This window comes from Thalassospira indica (assembly GCF_003403095.1).
In the GTDB taxonomy this organism is placed as follows: Bacteria; Pseudomonadota; Alphaproteobacteria; order Rhodospirillales; family Thalassospiraceae; genus Thalassospira; species Thalassospira indica.
Genome location: NZ_CP031555.1, coordinates 38,558 through 57,933, shown reverse-complemented (window position 1 = coordinate 57,933; position 19,376 = coordinate 38,558). Strand labels below are relative to the sequence as shown.

Genomic DNA, 19,376 nt, shown 5'->3' with positions numbered 1-19,376 from the left:
TATGCGCGAATATCAGGCGAATGGAGAGCCAATGATGCATGAACGTGAACGACATAGATTGATTTTGCGTGCGGTCGGGGAACACCCCGTTGTCACGGTCGCCCAGCTTGTGGATATGCTGGACGTTTCCGAGGCCACCATTCGCCGCGACATCGCTGCACTCGACGAAGATAATAAGCTTCGTCGCATTCGCGGCGGGGCAGAGGCCATCAATCCAGTCACCAGCAAACAATTGCTGGGACGTCCGTTCTTTGTAACAAAAACGCTCAATGTTGCGCAGAAGGCGGCGATTGCGGAACGCGCTGTCGAGATGTGCGAACCGGGCGACTCCATCATCATTCATGGTGGTTCCACCACCTACCAGATGGCCCCGCTTCTCAAGTCCAAGAAGATGCAGGTTCTGACCAATTCCTTTCCGCTGGCCGATTACCTGATCGAGCATAGCGAAAACAGTGTGGTTGTGCCTGGTGGCACCATTTATCGCGAACAGAACATCATTCTCAGTCCGTTTGAAAGCGATGTGATCCACAACTTTTACGCCTCCAAAGCATTTGTCGGGGCACAGGGCATCAATTCAATGGGCCTGATGGAAAGTGATCCGATGATCATCCAGTCGGAACAGCGCCTGATCGCGCAAGCAGAGAAGCTGGTGGTCATGATCGACAGCACCAAATTCAGCCAGCGCAGCAACATGTTCCTGTGCAAGCTCGACAATATCGACACCCTGATCACAGACGACGGAATTGGTGACGAAGACCGCGCCATGCTTGAGCGCGCCAGCATCAAACTTGTCGTTGTGCAGGCCAAGGAACAAGAAGATCGAAATACGGCAAGCGCATAGCCCAAAGGGACAAAAAGAGCCCGGCGCCTGTCAGACAATAACCAATAAAATCAATCATGGAGGAACGTTATGAAATTCAAGAAGTCTCTGATGGCCGCCGCCATTTTTGCCATGGGCATGGCATCGGTAACCGCACAGGCCGCTGATCCGGTTCGTGTCGGACTTGTTGTTAAATCGCTTGGCAATGGCTTCTTTGAAGCGGCCCGTGATGGCGCAATGGAAGCTGCCAAGGAAGTCGGCAATGCAGAAGTCATTTATACCGGGCCGACCTCGACCACTGCCGAAGGTCAGATCGAAAGCATTAACTCCCTGATGGCGCAGCGCGTCGATGCAATTGCGGTTTCCGCAAACGATCCTGATGCACTCGCTCCGATCCTCAAACGCGCGATGGATCGTGGTATCAAAGTGATTTCCTGGGACAGTGGCGTTGCCGAAGATGCCCGCATTGTTCACCTTAATCCGTCAAGCAACGCCTTGATTGGGGCAATGTGCGTCAAACTGGCAGCGGATGTCGTTGGTGACGCTGGTGGTGAAATGGCAATTCTGTCTGCGACCCCGACCTCGACCAACCAGAACATCTGGATCGACGAGATGAAAAAAGTACTGCCTGAATACAGCCAGTTGAAACTCGTTGATACCGTTTATGGCGATGACCTTGCCGATAAATCCTATCGCGAAACCGTCGCACTGCTCAAAAAATATCCCGATCTTAAAGTGATCGTTGCGCCGACATCTGTTGGCATTGTTGCTGCCGCACAGGCTGTCGCTGATCAGGGCAAAATCGGCGAAGTCTATGTTACCGGTCTTGGTCTGCCGTCTGAACTGGCAGGTCACGTCGATGCCGGCTCCGTCAAAAGCTTTGCCATCTGGAACCCGATTGATCTTGGCTATTCGGCCATGATGATTGCTTACCAGCTTACGCAGGGCGATGAGCACATGATGATCGAAGCCGGTCGCATGGGTACCATCACTTTTGACAAAGACGGTAATGGCGCAATGTCCGATCCGTTCGTTTATGACGCGTCGAACGTGCACAAGTTCGCCGACATTTTCTAAGCGATACCACGGAACTGGCGGAAACCCTTTACTCCCTGAACCGGTTTCCGCCACTCTTTTTCCCGCGATGATGACGCTTCAGGCATCTGCATCGAACGCATGCGGCCTGAGCCAGAATTTCCAGACTTTGATGTGAAGGCTTGAGAAGCATGGACAGGCCTGTTCTTGAACTGCGCAATATTTCCAAGACATTCCCCGGGGTTAAAGCGCTTGATGGCGTCGAACTGCAACTCTATCCCGGACAGGTCACCGCCCTGATTGGTGAAAATGGCGCAGGAAAGTCCACTTTGGTAAAGGTGCTTACCGGCATCTACACACCTGATGATGGCGACATCCTGATTGACAATAAGCCGGTCAAAATGCAGGCCGCTACCGATGCGAAGCGCCACGGCATTTCCGCCATTCATCAGGAAGCGGTGATGTTTGACGAACTCACCGTCACCCAGAACATCTTTATCAACAACCAGAACCGCAACAGGTTTGGTCTGTTGGATTGGCCGCTTATGCGCAAACGCGCCAAAACGCTTCTGGAATATCTTGATGTCAATATCGATCCGGACCTTCCGCTGCGTGAACTAAGTGTCGCACACAAGCATCTGGTGTCCTTTGCCAGTGCGCTGTCGATCAATTCCAATATTGTCATCATGGATGAGCCAACAGCATCCCTGTCCCATCATGAAATTCAGGAACTCTATCGGTTGGTCCGTCGTCTGCGCGACGAGGGCAAGGCGATTTTGTTCATCAGCCACAAGTTCGATGAAATCTTTGAAATCTGCGATCGCTACACCGTCTTTCGCGACGGCCAATTTGTTGGCTCGGGCGAAATTGACGATGTGAGCCAAGATGACCTGGTCGCAATGATGGTCGGCCGCACAGTCAAACAAATCTATCCAAAGATCGAAGCCGAAATCGGCGAACCGGTCATGTCGGTCGAAGGCCTGTGCCATCCGACAGAGTTTGCTGACATTGACTTTCAGCTGCGCCGCGGTGAGATCCTGGGATTTTATGGCCTCGTCGGGGCAGGACGCAGTGAAGTCATGCAAGCCCTGTTTGGCCTGACCCGGACCTCGGCCGGATCGATTATGCTGAATGACAAACCCTTTAACCCGCGCACACCTGGTGATGCGGTCGATCAGGGGCTGGTTTACGTCCCCGAAGATCGCCAGCATCAGGGCGCGATCCTGAGCCTGCCAATTTTTCAGAACATCACACTTCCGCAATTGGGCGGTCTGTCGCGATCCGGCTTTATTGACATGGCCCGTGAGTTTGATGTCGCGCGGCAATATGCCACGCGTCTTCAGCTCAAGGCGGCAAGCCTGTCGGAAAATGTTGAAAACCTATCTGGTGGCAATCAGCAAAAGGTCGTCATCAGCAAATGGCTGGCCACCAATCCGAATGTCATCATTGTTGATGAACCGACCAAAGGCATCGATATCGGTTCGAAAGCTGCGGTTCACAAATTCATGGGTGAACTGGTCGGACAAGGATTGTCAGTGATTATGGTGTCATCGGAACTTCCGGAAGTGATGGGCATGTCGGACCGCATTATCGTCATGCATGAAGGCCGGATCGCAGCACGATTTGATCGCAACGAGATGACAGCCGAAGCCATCGTTACTGCGGCGACAGGAGCCTGATATGAAAAGTACTTCCATGATCGGCAAACTGATCTCGCATCGTGAATGGCTGCTTGGTGCTCTGATCATCATGATGCTGGTTGGCGTGGGATCAGCAGCCCCGTTCTTTGTCGGCGCAGCGAACTTGGCTGAGGTTTTCGACGATACAGCCATTCTGATCATGCTTGCATGCGCGCAGATGCTCGTAATCCTGACAAGATGTATCGATCTGTCAGTCGCATCGAACCTGGCATTTACCGGCATGTGCGTGGCTCTGTTTAATGTCGCCTTTCCGGAAACGTCCGCTTTTGTGACGCTTGTCATGTCGATTGGCATCGGGCTGATACTTGGCGCCTTTAACGGCCTATTGGTCTGGCTGGTCGGCATTCCGTCGATCGTTGTTACCCTTGGCACCATGAGCGTCTATCGCGGCTTTGTCTTTTTGCTCAGCGACGGGGAATGGGTAAACGCCCATGAAATGACCCCGCAATTCCTTGCCCTACCGCGCGCAACTTTCCTTGATCTGACGGTCCTCTCCTGGATTGCTATCGCGCTGACATTGGTGATGTTTATCTTTACACGTTTTACCAAGACCGGCCTTTCGATCTTTGCGGTTGGCGGGAACCCGAAGGCTGCTGTCTATAGCGGCCTGGATGTTGGCAAACACCAGTTCATTACCTTTTGCATTTCCGGTGCTGTCGCGGGCATGTGCGGATATCTGTGGGTTTCGCGCTACGCGGTTGCCTATGTGGAAGTTGCTCTGGCCTTTGAACTTCAGGTCGTTGCCGCCTGTGTCATCGGTGGGATCAGTATCGCAGGGGGGATCGGCTCGATATGGGGTGCGGTACTTGGTGCCATTTTCCTTGGCCTGATCAAGAATGCACTACCCGTGATCGGTATTTCACCTTTCTGGCAACTTGCGATTTCCGGTTTGGTGATTGTTCTGGCCGTGATCATCAATTCACGTAGTGAAAAGCGTGGTGGCCGACGCATCCTCCGCGAGGCCCACCAATGATCAACGAAGAAACCTTGAAACAGCCCATGACCAAAGAAATATCACGAGAGCTGCCTGACAGCCTCAATGGCGATTTACGAAGCAAATTGATGCGCTGGGAAACCCTTTTAATGGTGTTTGTCGCGATTGCGTTTTTCACCAACACTCAGCTATCCCCGTATTTCCTTGATCCGTGGAGCTTGTCGGACGCGACATTCAACTTTACCGAAAAGGCGATCATTGCACTGCCTATGGCGCTGCTAATTATCGCCCGCGATATCGATTTATCGGTTGCCTCGACCATTGCACTTGCATCGGTAACGATGGGCTTTGCCAATAGCATGGGTGCTGGTCCGATCGAACTTGCCATGATCGGCATGGCGGTTGGGGCCGTCGCCGGCTTTGTAAATGGCTGGATCATCACCAAGTTCGACATACCGGCAATTGTTGTGACAATCGGCACCATGAGCCTGTATCGCGGCATTGCCTATATTGTTCTGGGCGATGATGTGTATCGCAGTTACCCGGACGGCTTCGCGTTTTTTGGTCAGGGCTATGTCTGGGGCGTGGTGTCGTTTGAGTTCGTTCTGTTCCTGTGCCTTGCCGTTGTGTTTGGAGTTTTGCTGCATAAAACCACCTTCGGGCGACGGGTTTACGCGATTGGCAACAATCCGACAGCAGCCTTGTTTTCCGGGATCAATGTCAAACGCCATCGATTGTTCCTGTTTACCCTTGTTGGCCTTTTTGCCGGGGTTGCAGCAGTTCTTTTGACATCACGGATCGGTTCAACCCGCCCGTCAATCGCAATGGGTTGGGAACTTGAAGTTATAACGATGGTGGTTCTCGGCGGGGTCAACATCATGGGAGGATCAGGCAGCATTGTTGGTGTGTTTATCGCTGTTTTCCTGATGGGCCTTGTCACCTTTGGCATGGGCCTGATGAACGTGCCGGGCATTGTGATGTCGATCTTTACCGGCCTGCTGCTCATCCTTGTGATTGGCACACCGATCATCTGGCGCCGCATTTTGAGTGCACGCAAATTGCGATCACAAAAGCAGGGCTAGCATCATGGAAAAGATTGCCTTCAAAATGCTGCTGAATCCGGGTCGGGCAGACGAGTACAAAAAGCGCCACGACGAAATCTGGCCCGATCTGTGCGAGCTTCTGCGCAAAGCAGGTATTTCGGATTACAGCATCTTTCTTGATGAAGAAACCAACATCCTTTTTGCTGTGTTACGCCGCTCCAAGGACCACGGTATGGATGAGTTGCCCAACCATGAAATCATGCAGCGCTGGTGGGGTTTCATGGGCGATATCATGGCCACCAACGATGATGGCAGCCCCGTAGTTGTTCCGTTGAAAGAAGTGTTCTATCTGCCATGACAGATAAGCGCGCCATTGCCGTCATTGATATTGGCAAAACCAATGCAAAGCTGGTGGTGTGGGATACCAAGACCCGTGCCATACTGTTTGAAACAAGCTGTCCAAATCGTTCAATTGATGGATTGCCTTATCGCCATCTTGATGTTGAAGGACTGTGGGACTTCTATAAAAGCGCACTGAAAGATGCGGCACGTGAGACCGTGATCGGACGGATCGTTGTAACGACCCATGGTGCCACGGTCGCGGTCCTTGCGGGGGATGAGCTTGCTCTGCCGGTTGTGGATTACGAAAACACATATGCCCCGGAAATCAATCATGCCTATGACAGCGCACGTGATGATTTCGCCGATAGCCAAAGCCCCTGCTTGCCTGCAGGGCTGAATTTCGGGCGGCAGATATTTGCACTTGAACAAACCTTTCCCGAAGAAATGGCGCGTGCCACAGACTTTCTACCCTATCCGCAATATTGGGCATGGCGGTTGTCTGGCATAAAAGCCTGCGAGGTCACGTCGCTTGGCTGTCATTCCGATCTATGGAACCCGCATCAGGCCGATTGGAGCCAGCTTGCCAAAACCCGAGGATGGGCCGGAAAATTCGCGCCCATGCGTGGGGCAAGTGATGTCTTGGGCAATATTCTGCCGGAAATCGCTGCCGAAACCGGCCTGCCACCCGATTGCGAGATCCATTGTGGCATTCATGACAGCAATGCGTCGCTAGTGCCCTTGATTACCAGGGTTAAGCAACCGTTTTCGCTTGTATCATCTGGTACTTGGACAATTTGTTTCTCGGTTGGTGGAGACGCACGACCACAGCTTGACGAGTATCGCGATACCCTGTGCAATGTCGATCTGAATGGCAATGCCGTGCCCAGTGCAAGGTTCATGGGCGGGCGTGAATATGCGTTCCTGGCTGAAGGTCATACAGATAATCCGGATATCTCTGATATCAAACGTTTGATCGCGTCAGAATGCTTGGCGATACCTTCATTTGCTGAAGCAGGGGGGCCTTTTGGTCATCACTCGGGGCATCTGATCAACAAAGCTGCACTGCGAACTGAACGCGACAAGGTTGCTCTTGCGACAATTTATTGTGCCTTGATGATTGATTACGGCCTTGAAATGATCAGCAGTGAAGGGCCGGTGATTTTTGAGGGGCCCTTTGCGACCAACACGGCCATGTGTCAATTGCTTGCCAGTCTCCGGAAAGATCAGCAGATTTTTGCTTCAAGCGACAGCTCTGGAACCAGCTATGGCGCGGCAATTCTGACAGGTCGGATGCATCAGCATCACTCACATGCTTCAACCCGAATAGACCCGATCGCGGATACCGGTATTCTGGCCTACAAGAATTTGTGGCTACACAAACTTTCAATGATTGATAAGGACCATCTGCATTGAAAGTGGGAACGTCTCGTTCTGGATGGATTGAACCGTCCTGCAACAAGTTAACCGCTTGAAGCATGACACATAAATCTGGAAATACGTCGATCTTGAATAAAGCTATTTTGAGTTAACTAACTGATTTTTTAGATATAATTATTGGAGTGCTTTATTTTCCAGATAACTGCGTCAGATGGGGTGAATTATATATGTCACGGACGTCTTCAAGTGGTTGGTTTTTGCATACAACAGTTCCAGTTTTGTGCGTCAATTCACATTGACGTTGTAAAATAGCGCCAAGCAAAACAAAGCCGGAGATGGGAAAACCCACCTCCGGCTTTTTGATTGGTGCACCTCGCGTGCTAATTTTGCGCGGCGATTTTTAGATCAAAGCATCCCTTCGGACTTGGCCCACTCAAGTGCCCGGTCAAGCGCGCGGCCAAGGCGGGTGTGGATTTCGCGGATATCATCCTCGGTGACGATCAGCGGCGGGCAAAGCGCCACCGTGTCATAGACATTGCGGCAAATAAGCCCTTCTTCGGCGGCCAGTGCCACGACCTTGGCGGCAACAGTGCCGGGTTTGCCAAATGGCTGTTTGGTTTTCTTGTCTGCCATCTCAAGGCCTGCAATCAGGCCGACACCGCGAATTTCGCCGATCAACGGATGATCTGCAAAGGCGCGCAAGCCATCCTGGAACAGTGGTTCCAGACGTTTGGCATTGCCCATCAAATCGCGTTCTTCGATGATGTTGAGGTTTTCCAGACCAACCGCACAGGACACCGGATGTCCGGTGCCGGTGAAGCCGTGGCCGAAATTGCCAAGCTTGGCAGTGTTATCAGCAATCGCGTTATAGACCTTGTCATTCACAACGATCGCTGCCAGCGGCATGTAGGACGAGGTCAGCTGTTTGGATGTCACCAGAATGTCCGGCGTGAAGCCATATTTTTCACAGCCAAACCGCGCACCGGTCCGGCCGAAACCGTTAATGACTTCATCGGAAACAACCAGAATGTCGTACTTGTGGCAGATTTCCACCACACCCGGCCAGTAGCCTTCCGGCGGCGTCATCACACCACCCGCACCCATCACCGGCTCACCGATAAAGGCCGCAATGGTTTCCGGGCCTTCGGCGATGATGGTGTCTTCAAGCTCCTTCAAAAGGCGCGCGGTGAACTCTGCTTCCGTCTCGCCCTCTTCGCCATAACGCCAGAAATGCGGGCAGCTCAGATGCGTTACCGGAATGGCCGGAAGGTCAAAGTCCTTCTGGTTGCCGGCAAGCCCGGTCAGTGAGCCCGATGCAATCGTAATCCCGTGATAGGCCTTGGTGCGCGACAGGAACTTCTTCTTTTCCGGGCGACCCAAACCGTTATTAAGGAACCAGGCCATCTTGACGACGGTGTCGTTGGCTTCCGATCCGGAATTGGTAAAGAACACGCGGTTCAGGCCCTCGGGCGTCATTTCCACCAGCTTTTCGGCCAGACGGATCGACGGCTCATGCGCCTTGTGGGCAAAGCTGTGGTAATAGGGCAGGCGTTTAAGCTGCGCATATGCCGCATCGGCCAGACGGGTTTCAGAAAAGCCAACCGCAACCGACCAAAGCCCTGCAAGACCTTCGATATATTCCTTGCCTTCGCTGTCGGTGACGCGGGCGCCATTGCCCTCGGCCATGATCATCGGGCCCTTTTCTTCGTGCAGTCGCATATTGGTGTATGGATGCATCGAATGCGCGATGTCGGACATGTGGAGCGAATTCGGCCGATGGTTCATGTGAAACTCCCGTTCTGATGATGAGGCCCTGATATGGGGCGGCCATTCTGTTCTGCAGTATATGCGGTTGCGATCAAACCCGCCATTGGTGGCTGATGCGGGTCAGTTTCTCTCAAGTGCGGGTATTTTTGCGCCCAAATAACCCGAAAGAAAAGATGTCAGCGACGTTGTCAGTGATGGTGTCAGATATCCACCCTCTTGCACAATAACCGTCGGATAGCCCGCCGCAGCAATTTTTTCACCGGCACGGCGCAGTCCGTCCCAACTGACTTTCATGCCAAGCAACGGGTCATCCTCGTGCGTATCAAGCCCAAGGCTGAGAACCAGCGCACCGGGATTGAAGTCGGCAATACGGTCAAGGACGGTATCGATTGCGGCAAGCCATGCTGCATCTGTGGTGGTGCGAGGCAGGGGCAGATTAAGGTTATATCCTTCGCCGTTCCCCGTCCCGGTTTCGTGGGCAAAGCCGGTAAAGAACGGGTAATAGTCCGTGGGGTCGGCGTGGATGGAAGCGGTCAGGACATCGTTGCGATCATAAAAGATATCCTGCGTGCCGTTGCCATGATGGACATCGATATCAAATATGGCGACGCGATCATGTGTGGTGCGCAGGCGTGCGGCCGCAATGGCGGCATTATTCAACAAACAATGCCCGGCGGCAATTTCGGCACTGGTGTGATGTCCCGCTGGCCGACACAGCGCATAGGCCTTGTCATCCCCCGCCAGCACCGCATCGGTTGCGGCAATGGCGCAATCGGCGGCGCGCAAGGCCGCCTGCCAGCTATGCTGGCCAATCGGCGCAGACGTATCGCCCATATGCCAGCCCGCCCGGGCCAGAATGGTGTGCGGATAGGACGATGTTGCGGCACGCGGAAATACGTTGGGGACGACTTCCGGGCCAGCATCGGGCTGCTTTTGCCATTCATCCCACGCCGTTTCCAAAAACTTTAAAAACCGCTTGGTATGAACGGTTTCTAGGGCTGCCATCGGGGCGCGTCCGGGTTCGGTTACTGACAGGGAAAGCGCATCAAGACTAGCCAGCAAAAGCTTGGCGCGTTCGGCCTGTTCGGCATTACGCTGGATCTTGCCATAGGTCAGGCGAAAAATCGGATCATGTGTTTCGGTTTCGGGGGCGTAGAAGCATTTCATGTCGACGTTTTGCCTTCTTCCAGAAGGCGGAACTGATCGATCACGATGCGTTGCGCCTCCGAAATGTGGTAGCGGATCGACGAAACGGCCTTGGTGGCATCGCGTGCCCGCAGGGCTTTAAGAATCGGTTCGTGTGTTTCTGCAATTCGGGTCGGATCGTCATACAACTGCCCGATCAGCATGATGCTGAACTCGGTTTCTATGGCGACCTGTTCGAACACCTGCAGGAATTTCGGGTTGTCGCTGCCGGTGCACATCAGCCGGTGAAACTGCATGTCGGCCTCGACCTGGGTGAAAATATCGGCCTCGTCGGTGGCAACCCGGTGAAGCTCGGCCACCTGCGCAGTCAGGGTTGCGTTGAGCTCTTCGTTCCAGTTCTGCACCAGACGTTCGACCACGGCCGTTTCAATCGCCAGTCGCAACTCATACAAATCATTGAGTGCCTTTATCGAAACCTGACGCACGAAAAATCCCCGGTTCGGCTCGGACCTCACCAGTCCCGAACTTTCAAGCAACCTTGCGGCTTCACGGACAGGTGCCCGGCTGACCCCCAGTTCGCGGGCGACGACCGATTCGGATAACCGCGCGCCCGGTGCAAGCTTTCCGCTAACGATTGCTTTGCTCAGCAACTTGGCAACCCGCTGGACGAGCCCTTCACGATCAATCTGTTGGAAGCTGGAGGACGGCTGTGCCTGTGTCATATGTAAGCCCGCAGAAGGTGGATTTGAGTTCTTTGAATTAAGCCCGCAACAGACGCCAAAGAAAGATGCATGACTCCGGTCAGTCTAGGCAACGAATTGTAGATTGTCGACAATTTACTTGACTGCGCCGGGATCATCCCGCAGCCTTGAAGCAATCAAAAAAGCGACATAACGAAAGGGCGGCATTAATGCGTGATGCTATGAGTGATCAATCGATATCCGAAATCCGCCGCGATCTGGCTGCGGCCTATCGGTTGATCGCGCTCGAAGGCATGGATGACGGCATCTACACCCATATTTCCGCACGGCTCCCATCCGGACCGGGGGGCGAGCAACGCTTTCTGCTCAATCCGTTCGGCCTGCGGTTTGACGAAGTCACCGCGGCCAATCTGGTAACCGTCGATGAAACCGGTGCCGTGATTGATGACCCCTATGGTGCCGGGGTGAATGCCGCTGGCTTTACCATCCATTCGGCGGTTCACATGGCGCGTCACGATGCAGTTTGTGTTCTGCATACCCACACGGTCGCGGGTGTGGCGGTTTCATCAAATCAGGAAGGGCTGCTGCCGCTTAATCAGTGGTCGGCACAGTTTTATGATCGGATCGCCTTCCATGACTACGAAGGCATTGCGCTTAATCTAGAGGAACGCGCCCGCATTGTTGCCGATCTCGGCGACAAATCGGTGATGTTGCTGCGCAATCACGGCACGCTGCTTTTGGGTCGCTCGGTGGCAGAGGCGGTCAAGCTGGCCTTGAACCTTGAACGGTCCTGCAAGGCGCAAGTGGCTGCGCTTGGAATGGGCCTGACCCCGGTTGTGCTCGGCCATGACATTGCCGAACACACCGCATCCCAATACCAGTCGATGTACGATTCTTATGAACAAAAGGGCAAACCAGACCCGGAATGGGCCGCCCAACTGCGCCGGCTTGATGCCAGCGCCCCGGGTTACCTCGGGTAACCTGTGCGCCTGGGTCACGCTTGTGGCCCTTGGTTAAACAAAACGTGCGTAACACCAATAAAAAGAAGAACCTAAATGCAAAACAAAATCAGGGAATGCTATGAAATATTTAAAGGTGACTACTTTTCTCATCGCCGCCGCCCTGGCCTCGCCAGTGGCGGCACAGGAAGCTGGCGGTCGGCTTGATATCGTTGTTCAGCCCGAACCACCGGGACTGATGCTCGGCCTTGTGCAGAATGGCCCGACCCAGCTTGTTGCAGGCGATATCTATGAAAGCCTGCTGCGCTATGACAGCGAACTGACCCCGATGCCGAGCCTGGCCAAAAGCTGGGAAATCTCCGACGACGGTCTGACCTACACCTTCAAGCTTAATGAAGGTGTCAAATGGCATGACGGCGAAGATTTCACCGCCGATGACGTTGTCTTTTCCGCCGATGTTTTCCTGCGTGAAACCCATGCGCGTCTGCGTGCGTCACTCGCCTATGTCAAAAGCATCACCGCCCCGGATCCGATGACGGTTGTCTTCAAACTAAAAGAACCGTTTGGTCCGTTCATCAATGCCTTTGAAAACGGCACCATGCCGATCGTGCCCAAGCACATCTACGAAGGTACTGACTTCGCCAACAACCCGGCGAACGCCACGCCGATTGGCACCGGACCGTTCAAGTTCAAGGAATGGGTCAAGGGCAGCCACATCCACCTTGTTAAGAACGAGGACTATTATGTCGATGGCCTGCCGTATCTGGACGAAGTCTTTTACCGTGTGATCCCGGATGCTGCGGCCCGTGCGGTGGCGTTTGAAACCGGCGAGGTTGATGTTCTGCCGGGCGGTTCGGTTGAAAACTGGGATATCCCGCGTCTGGCCGAAATGGATGGTGTTTGTGTCACCGAAAAGGGCTGGGAATTCCTCGCACCGCTGGCATGGATGTGGCTTAACAACCGCGAAGGTCCGACCGCCAACGAGAAGTTCCGTCAGGCTGTCATGTACGCCATGGATCGTGAATTCATGCGCGACGTCGTCTGGAACGGCTTTGGTAAAGTTGCGACCGGTCCGATTGCGTCGAGCACCAATTTCTATTCCGATGACGTGACCATTTATGATCACAACCCGGACAAGGCCAAGGAACTTCTGGCCGAGATGGGCTATGACGGCGAACCGGTCAGCATCCTGCCGCTGCCATATGGTGAAACCTGGCAACGCTGGGCCGAGGCCGTCCGTCAGAATCTCAGCGAAGTTGGCATCAATGCCGAAATCGACAGCTCTGATGTCGCTGGGTGGAACGAAAAAACGTCCCAGTGGGATTACGACATGGCCTTCACCTATCTCTATCAGTACGGTGACCCGGCCCTTGGTGTTTCGCGCAACTATACCGCCGATCGCATCAAAAAAGGCAGCCCGTGGAACAACGTCGAAGGCTATGAAAACCTGGCACTCGACGAAAAATGGGCCGCTGCTGCGACGATGGTAACACCCGAAGAACGCGAAGCAGCCTATGCCGAAATCCAGAAGGAAATCGTCGATGACGTTCCGGTCGCCTGGATGCAGGAACTGACCTTCCCGACGATCTACCGTTGCAATGTCAACGATCTGGTGACCACGGCCATCGGTATCAATGACGGTCCGCGTAACGCCTGGATCAAGAAGTAACATTGCGGGCGGACCGTTTGCCGGTCCGCCCCCTTCTTTTCCTGATTGCCCGCGTTCAGGCGGGATTTCAAATACGGGATGCTACGGGGACCTATGACCATATTCGCTGTCGTGGTGTCGCGGCTATCCAAGGCTATTTTGACCTTGCTGGCCATTGCGATTCTGAACTTTTTCCTCATCCATGCCGCGCCGGGTGACCCGGCTGTCGTGCTGGCCGGTGAAGCCGGTGCCGCTGACGAGCAGATGATCGAACAGCTGCGCGAACGCTTTGGCCTCGATCAGCCGCTTTATGTCCAGCTTGGCAAATATGTCGCCGGTATTGTGCAACTCGATCTTGGCTACTCCTTCCGCCAGGGCGCGCCTGTGGCTGAACTCATTGCCGACCGGTTGCCGGCAACCTTGTTGCTGACATTAACCGCCTTTGTCGTCTCCCTGGTGTTGGGCATCGCCTTTGGGGTTGCCGCCGCCGCACGCGTTGGCAAACCGTCCGATACTGTCCTGACCACGATGGCGCTTTTATTCTACGCAACCCCGCTATATTGGCTGGCCCTTATGGCGGTTCTGGTCTTTTCCGTATGGTTTGGATGGCTGCCGGGCTTTGGCTATGAAACTGTCGGTGCCAATTACACCGGTTTCGCCCGCGTCATTGATATCGCCAAACACCTGATCCTGCCGGCTCTGACATTGGGTCTGTTCTTTACCGCGGTCTATATGCGCATGGCGCGGGCATCCATGCTCGAAGTCTCGCAGCTTGATTTTGTCAAAACCGCCAAGGCCAAGGGCCTGTCGGATGCAGTCATTCGCCGTCGTCACATCCTGCGCAATGCCATTTTGCCGGTGGTGACTTTGGCTGGCTTGCAGGCCGGTCAACTTGTCGGCGGGGCGGTTCTGACCGAAACGGTTTTTGCCTGGCCCGGTATTGGACGCCTGATGTTCGAAAGCTTGGCTGCACGTGACTACAACACGATTTTGGGAGTGTTCCTTGTCTCGGCGGCCATGGTCATCCTGTTCAACATCGTGACCGACATTGTCTATCGCATTGTCGATCCCCGTATCGGAGCCCGTAGCTGACATGTGGAAACGTTTCAGAAGCAATATGGGCGCCATGATCGGTGTCGTCTTGCTGATCTCCGTGATCGTCATCGCCCTGATCGCCCCCTTGATCTTCTCCGATGGGCCTTGGCAAATGGTTCAGCGCCCGTTCCTCGCCCCCTTCGCCGTTGATGGTTTGCCCCTGGGCACAGATACACTGGGCCGCAACGTGGCAGCCCAACTGGCCTATGGCGCGCGGGTTTCCCTTCTGGTCGGGCTGGTCTCGACCGTGGTTGCCTTGCTGATCGGTGTGCCGCTTGGCGCGTTGGCCGGGTTCTATGGTGGTTATGTCGATGAAGGTGCGATGCGCTTCACCGAGTTTTTCCAGACCATCCCCAACTTCGCGCTGGCCATCGTGCTGGTGGCGATTTTTGAGCCAACCCTGGCATCCATCACCATTGCGATTGCCATTGTCAGTTGGCCGCCCGTCGCCCGCCTTGTCCGTGCCGAGGTAATGTCGGTGCGCACCCGTGAATTCGTTGATGCGGCGCGTCTGGCCGGCCTTTCAAAACCGCGCATCCTGATCCAGCAGGTGCTGCCAAACACCGTCTCACCGATCATTGTGATGGCGTCGCTGATGGTCGCAACCGCGATCCTGCTTGAAAGTTCGCTTTCCTTCCTTGGGCTTGGCGATCCGAACTCGATGTCGTGGGGCTACATGATCGGGGCTGCGCGCACCGTCATCCGCACCAGCTGGTGGCTTAGCTTCTTCCCCGGCATTGCCATCGTCATCACTGTTCTTGCACTCAACCTGATTGGTGAGGGGCTGAATGATGCCTTCAATCCGCATCTGTCGCGAAAGGGCAAAGCATGAGTGCGACACTGACAATTGAACGGCTGACAATTGGCCTGCCCGAGGGTGCAGATCGCCCCTTCGCGGTCGAAAATGTCAGCTTCGACATCGACAAGGGACAGATTCTTTGCGTGGTTGGTGAGTCCGGCTCTGGCAAGTCAATGACGGCCAATGCCCTGATGGGGCTGCTCCCGCAAGGGGTAGAGGTCAAATCGGGCCGGGCGATGTTTGAAGCCCGCGATGTCTTGCGCCTGCCGGAAGTTGAAAAGCAGGCCCTGCGCGGTGCCCAGATCGCCATGATCTTTCAGGAACCGATGACCGCACTCAACCCGTTGATGCGCATCGGTGATCAGATCTCCGAGGTGTTCGCCGCACACGGTCTTTATACCCAGTCCGAACGCCGCAAACGCGCATTGGATCTTGTGCGCGAGGTGGGTCTTCCCGATCCGGAAAAAATCATCCGGGCCTATCCGTTCCAGCTTTCAGGCGGGCAACGCCAACGCGCGATGATCGCCATGGCATTGGCGTTGGAACCCAAACTCCTGATCGCCGATGAACCGACAACCGCCCTTGATGTCACCACCCAGGCACAGATCCTGAAGCTTATTCTCGATCTGCGCAAAAAGCGCGGCATGGCCGTGATGTTCATCACCCATGACTTTGGTGTGGTCGCCGAAATTGCCGATCAGGTGATTGTCATGCGCGAAGGCAAGGTTGTTGAACGCGGTGATGCGGCATCGGTTCTTGATAACCCACAGCACGACTATACCAAACGTCTGCTCGATGCCATTCCAACCGGAAAACTTCCGGAGGCGCGTGAACTGAGCGACACGCCTGCGCTTGAAATCAAAAACCTGCGCAAGACTTTCCGGACGGGCGGTGGCTTGTTCAAACCCGTACGTGAAGTTCGTGCGGTCGATGATGTCTCGCTTACGGTGGCCCGCGGCGAGGTGCTGGGGCTTGTCGGCGAGTCCGGTTCGGGCAAGTCGACATTGGGCCGAACAGCTGTTCGGCTGGTGACGCCGGATGGCGGTCACGTCATGGTCGGCGGCGTTGATCTTGCCGCACTGTCCGAGGAAGAACTCCGCCGTCAGCGCAACAAGGTCCAGATGGTCTTTCAGGATCCCTATGCATCGCTTAATCCGCGCCAACGGATCATGAGTGCGCTGACAGATGGGCCGATCAATCGTGGCGTGCCCAAGGAAAAGGCCCAAGCCAAGGCAAAGGAACTGCTCGAAATCGTTGGCCTGGGTGCCGATGCCGCCATGCGCTATCCGCACGAATTTTCCGGCGGGCAACGTCAACGCATCGGGATTGCCCGTGCTTTGGCCATGGAACCGGAACTGATCATTGCCGATGAAGCTGTGTCTGCACTTGATGTGTCGATCCAGGCACAGGTGCTTGATCTGCTGCGCGATTTGCGCGAACGCCTGTCTTTGTCGATCCTGTTCATCACCCATGATTTGCGGGTCGCGGCACAGCTGTGCGATCGCATTGCGGTGATGCAAAAGGGCAAGCTGGTTGAAATTGGCCGGGTCGATGAAATCTTCCTGTCGCCCAAACAGGAATATACCCGTCAACTTCTCGCCGCCGTTCCCGGTGCGGACTGGGCCCAAACCGAAGAAGTGCCAGCATGATTGGCGTTCTGTCTTGTAGCAAAATCGATTTGCGGGGCATTTACGGCCCGCATTTTGATGCCCTGGCACCCGAACTGGACCTGCGCCTGCCCGGCGAGATCGACCGGCCCGAAGATGTCAGTTTCATGGTCACCTTTGTCCCGGCACCGGACGCCTTTACGCGCTATCCGAATTTGCGTGCGATCTATTCGGTGGGGGCCGGTATTGATGCCATCATGGCGTGCCCGTCCTTGCCGCCGGGTGTGCCGATCCATCGGGTCGAAGACCCGGATCAGGCCCTGCAAATGGCCGGTTTTGCCACCTTCCACGTGCTTTGGCACCATCGCAATATGGGCAATCTTCTTGCCAATCAGAAAATCGGACACTGGGAACGCCAGCTGACCGGGCTATCACCCCGTGCACGGCGCATTGGTGTTCTGGGGTTTGGTCTGATGGGCCGTGCGGTTGCAAGGGCATTGGTGGCCCTCGGCTATCCGGTCGCAAGCTATTCCCGATCCGCCCCAAAGCCACCCGAAGACGGGGTGACGCATTATCGTGATGGCGCGTTTGATGATTTCTTGGCCCAAAGCGACATCCTGATCAATGTGTTGCCGCTCACTGATCAGACCAAGGGACTTTTGGGGGCAGAAAACCTTGCAAAATTGCCCAATGGTGCCGCCCTGATCCATCTCGGCCGCGGCGGGCAGGTCGATGAAGCCGCCCTTGTTGATGCCCTTGATCGTGGGCATTTGTCGGGTGCGTCGCTCGATGTGTTTGAAGCCGAACCCCTGCCGGCCGGACATCCGCTTTGGCACCATCCCAAGGTTTTCGTCACCCCGCATGTCGCCAGCATTTGCGAACCAAAGGCGACCGTTCTGTCGATCCGCCGGAACCAGCTTCAGTCCGAGCCGATGACAGCTTAACCCAAACCCATAAGGTAGCGCCCCACATGACCAGCGATCCGAATTCCCTGTCTGCCCGCGAATTGGCCCGCCGTATCAAAAGCCGGGAAATGCGCGCCACCACGGTCATTCGCCAAATGCTTGATCGTGTGGCGCGGGTCAATCCGGCCATCAACGCCATCGTTCAGGATTGCGCAGATGACGCCATGCAAGAGGCAGAGCTGCTTGATGCCCGCATCGAGGTCGGGGACGCGGTTGGTCCCTTGGCGGGCGTCCCGGTCACGATCAAGGTCATCTCCGATCAGGCGGGCTACGCCACCACCAATGGCACGACGCTGGCTGCGGATTTGATCGCAATCCAAGACAGCCCGTTTTTGCGCAACATGCGCAGCAAGGGCGCGATTGTGATTGGCCGCACCAACACACCGGCTTTTTCCTATCGCTGGTTTACCTCCAACAAGGTGCATGGCACGACGCTTAATCCCCACAACCCGGCCCTTACACCGGGTGGATCATCGGGCGGGGCGGGTGCCGCGACATCGGCGGGCTTGGGGCATATCGGTCATGGTACGGATATTGCGGGCTCGGTACGTTATCCGGCCTATGCCTGCGGCATTCAGGGATTGCGCCCGACCCATGGACGCATTCCGATGTTTAACCAGACCGGCGGTGATCGTCCGATTGGCGCACAATTGATGGCGGTATCAGGACCGCTGGCGCGCAGGGTTGATGACCTCAGGCTCGGGCTTGAGGGGATGGCGGGCTATTCCCCCGATGATCCCTGGAGTGTGCCAATGCCACTTCGCGGTCCCGATTTTGCCAAGCGTGTCGCGCTTGTCGCCCATCCCGGCGGCATTGAGACCGATCCGCGCATTCTGGCCGATCTCGAACGTGCCGCCGAGATTTTCCGTGCCGCAGGCTGGACAGTCGAAACACCGGAAATCCCCGAAATCCGCGAGGCCGTTGATCTTCAGATCGACCTGTGGCTTTCGGATGATCACGAAGCCAAACTGAAAGCCGCCCGGGCCGAAGACGATCCGGGCGCGATTGCCCTTCTCGAACATTATGCCGATCGCGCCGCCGCGATTGATAAGGACACGTTTAGTAAGCTCTTCCTGCGCCGCTCGGCCCTGATCCGCGCCTGGCGGGCGTTCCTTGAAGATTATCCGGTCGTCCTGATGCCGGTTTCGGCAGAACTGCCGTTCCGCAAGGACGAGGACCTTGAAGGTCCCGCAACCCTGATCCGCCTGTGGAAGGCACAATTGCCGCAAATCGCAATCCCGCTGCTGGGGCTTCCGGCGATCTCGATCTGCTCCGGCGTCGAAAAAAATATCCCGTCGGGTGTTCAGCTCGTCACCGCCCCCTGGCGCGAAGACATCTGCCTGACCGCTGGCGAGGTGCTTGAACAGGGCTTCGGCCTGCCGCAGATGACGATGTGATTACTGTTCGTCTGATGTGCTGGTTAAGTAATCATCTAATT

At 55.3% G+C, this 19,376-nt stretch carries 17 protein-coding genes; 14 read left to right on the top strand and 3 right to left on the bottom strand.

Translation table 11 applies throughout. From position 1 onward, the window contains the following. The first annotated feature begins 31 nt into the window (after positions 1 to 31). The 7 genes from DY252_RS00240 to DY252_RS00210 all read left to right on the top strand — a co-directional run bounded on the left by DY252_RS00240 (position 32) and on the right by DY252_RS00210 (position 7,287). The gene (locus DY252_RS00240; protein WP_197482554.1) at positions 32 to 841 is read left to right on the top strand and encodes a DeoR/GlpR family DNA-binding transcription regulator; all 810 of its coding nucleotides are present in this window, start codon (positions 32 to 34) and stop codon (positions 839 to 841) included. A 69-nt stretch (positions 842 to 910) separates the two neighbouring features. After that, positions 911 to 1,897: a rhamnose ABC transporter substrate-binding protein gene (gene rhaS, locus DY252_RS00235; RefSeq protein ID WP_064788079.1), complete on the top strand. Its 987-nt coding sequence runs from the start codon at positions 911 to 913 to the stop codon at positions 1,895 to 1,897. 149 nt (positions 1,898 to 2,046) lie between these two features. Continuing rightward, a complete protein-coding gene (locus tag DY252_RS00230; RefSeq protein ID WP_064788080.1) occupies positions 2,047 to 3,534 on the top strand; it encodes a sugar ABC transporter ATP-binding protein in 1,488 nt (495 codons plus the stop codon). Position 3,535: 1 nt separating this feature from the next. Beyond that, positions 3,536 to 4,528, top strand: coding sequence for an ABC transporter permease (locus DY252_RS00225; RefSeq protein ID WP_231959658.1), 993 nt, complete (start codon positions 3,536 to 3,538; stop codon positions 4,526 to 4,528). Positions 4,529 to 4,554: 26 nt separating this feature from the next. Next, entirely contained in the window at positions 4,555 to 5,571 is a 1,017-nt protein-coding gene (locus tag DY252_RS00220) for an ABC transporter permease (RefSeq protein ID WP_064788329.1), read from the top strand. 4 nt (positions 5,572 to 5,575) lie between these two features. After that, positions 5,576 to 5,890, top strand: a complete 315-nt coding sequence (gene rhaM / locus DY252_RS00215; protein ID WP_174713869.1) for an L-rhamnose mutarotase — start codon at positions 5,576 to 5,578, stop codon at positions 5,888 to 5,890. Next, entirely contained in the window at positions 5,887 to 7,287 is a 1,401-nt protein-coding gene (locus DY252_RS00210; protein WP_064788082.1) for an FGGY-family carbohydrate kinase, read from the top strand. The genes rhaM and DY252_RS00210 overlap by 4 nt, the downstream gene beginning before the upstream one ends. A gap of 369 nt (positions 7,288 to 7,656) precedes the next feature. Here the strand turns inward: DY252_RS00210 and DY252_RS00205 are convergent, their stop codons facing one another. From DY252_RS00205 to DY252_RS00195, 3 genes are all read right to left on the bottom strand, one after another. Beyond that, positions 7,657 to 9,036 (bottom strand): aspartate aminotransferase family protein, encoded by a 1,380-nt coding sequence (locus DY252_RS00205; RefSeq protein ID WP_064788083.1) that lies wholly within the window; start codon positions 9,034 to 9,036, stop codon positions 7,657 to 7,659. A gap of 102 nt (positions 9,037 to 9,138) precedes the next feature. Next, positions 9,139 to 10,185: a histone deacetylase family protein gene (locus tag DY252_RS00200; RefSeq protein ID WP_064788084.1), complete on the bottom strand. Its 1,047-nt coding sequence runs from the start codon at positions 10,183 to 10,185 to the stop codon at positions 9,139 to 9,141. After that, a complete protein-coding gene (locus DY252_RS00195; protein WP_064788085.1) occupies positions 10,182 to 10,886 on the bottom strand; it encodes a GntR family transcriptional regulator in 705 nt (234 codons plus the stop codon). Before DY252_RS00195 ends, DY252_RS00200 begins: the two co-directional genes overlap by 4 nt. A 188-nt stretch (positions 10,887 to 11,074) precedes the next feature. On the opposite strand from DY252_RS00195, the gene DY252_RS00190 reads away from it, so the two are divergent. From DY252_RS00190 to DY252_RS00160, 7 genes are all read left to right on the top strand, one after another. Then, positions 11,075 to 11,845, top strand: a complete 771-nt coding sequence (locus DY252_RS00190) for a class II aldolase/adducin family protein (protein WP_064788086.1) — start codon at positions 11,075 to 11,077, stop codon at positions 11,843 to 11,845. A 115-nt stretch (positions 11,846 to 11,960) separates the two neighbouring features. After that, positions 11,961 to 13,493 carry an ABC transporter substrate-binding protein gene (locus DY252_RS00185; RefSeq protein ID WP_231959659.1) on the top strand — a complete coding sequence of 511 codons (1,533 nt, stop codon included), beginning with the start codon at positions 11,961 to 11,963 and terminating at the stop codon, positions 13,491 to 13,493. A 93-nt stretch (positions 13,494 to 13,586) separates the two neighbouring features. After that, positions 13,587 to 14,564 (top strand): ABC transporter permease, encoded by a 978-nt coding sequence (locus DY252_RS00180; RefSeq protein WP_064788088.1) that lies wholly within the window; start codon positions 13,587 to 13,589, stop codon positions 14,562 to 14,564. Position 14,565: 1 nt separating this feature from the next. Beyond that, positions 14,566 to 15,399, top strand: coding sequence for an ABC transporter permease (locus tag DY252_RS00175; protein WP_082923389.1), 834 nt, complete (start codon positions 14,566 to 14,568; stop codon positions 15,397 to 15,399). Next, on the top strand, positions 15,396 to 17,015 hold the full coding sequence (locus DY252_RS00170; protein ID WP_064788089.1) for an ABC transporter ATP-binding protein: 1,620 nt from the start codon (positions 15,396 to 15,398) through the stop codon (positions 17,013 to 17,015). Before DY252_RS00175 ends, DY252_RS00170 begins: the two co-directional genes overlap by 4 nt. Further along, entirely contained in the window at positions 17,012 to 17,917 is a 906-nt protein-coding gene (locus tag DY252_RS00165; RefSeq protein ID WP_064788090.1) for a 2-hydroxyacid dehydrogenase, read from the top strand. Before DY252_RS00170 ends, DY252_RS00165 begins: the two co-directional genes overlap by 4 nt. Before the next feature lie 26 nt (positions 17,918 to 17,943). After that, positions 17,944 to 19,335 carry an amidase family protein gene (locus tag DY252_RS00160; protein WP_064788091.1) on the top strand — a complete coding sequence of 464 codons (1,392 nt, stop codon included), beginning with the start codon at positions 17,944 to 17,946 and terminating at the stop codon, positions 19,333 to 19,335. The last annotated feature ends 41 nt before the right edge of the window (positions 19,336 to 19,376 follow it).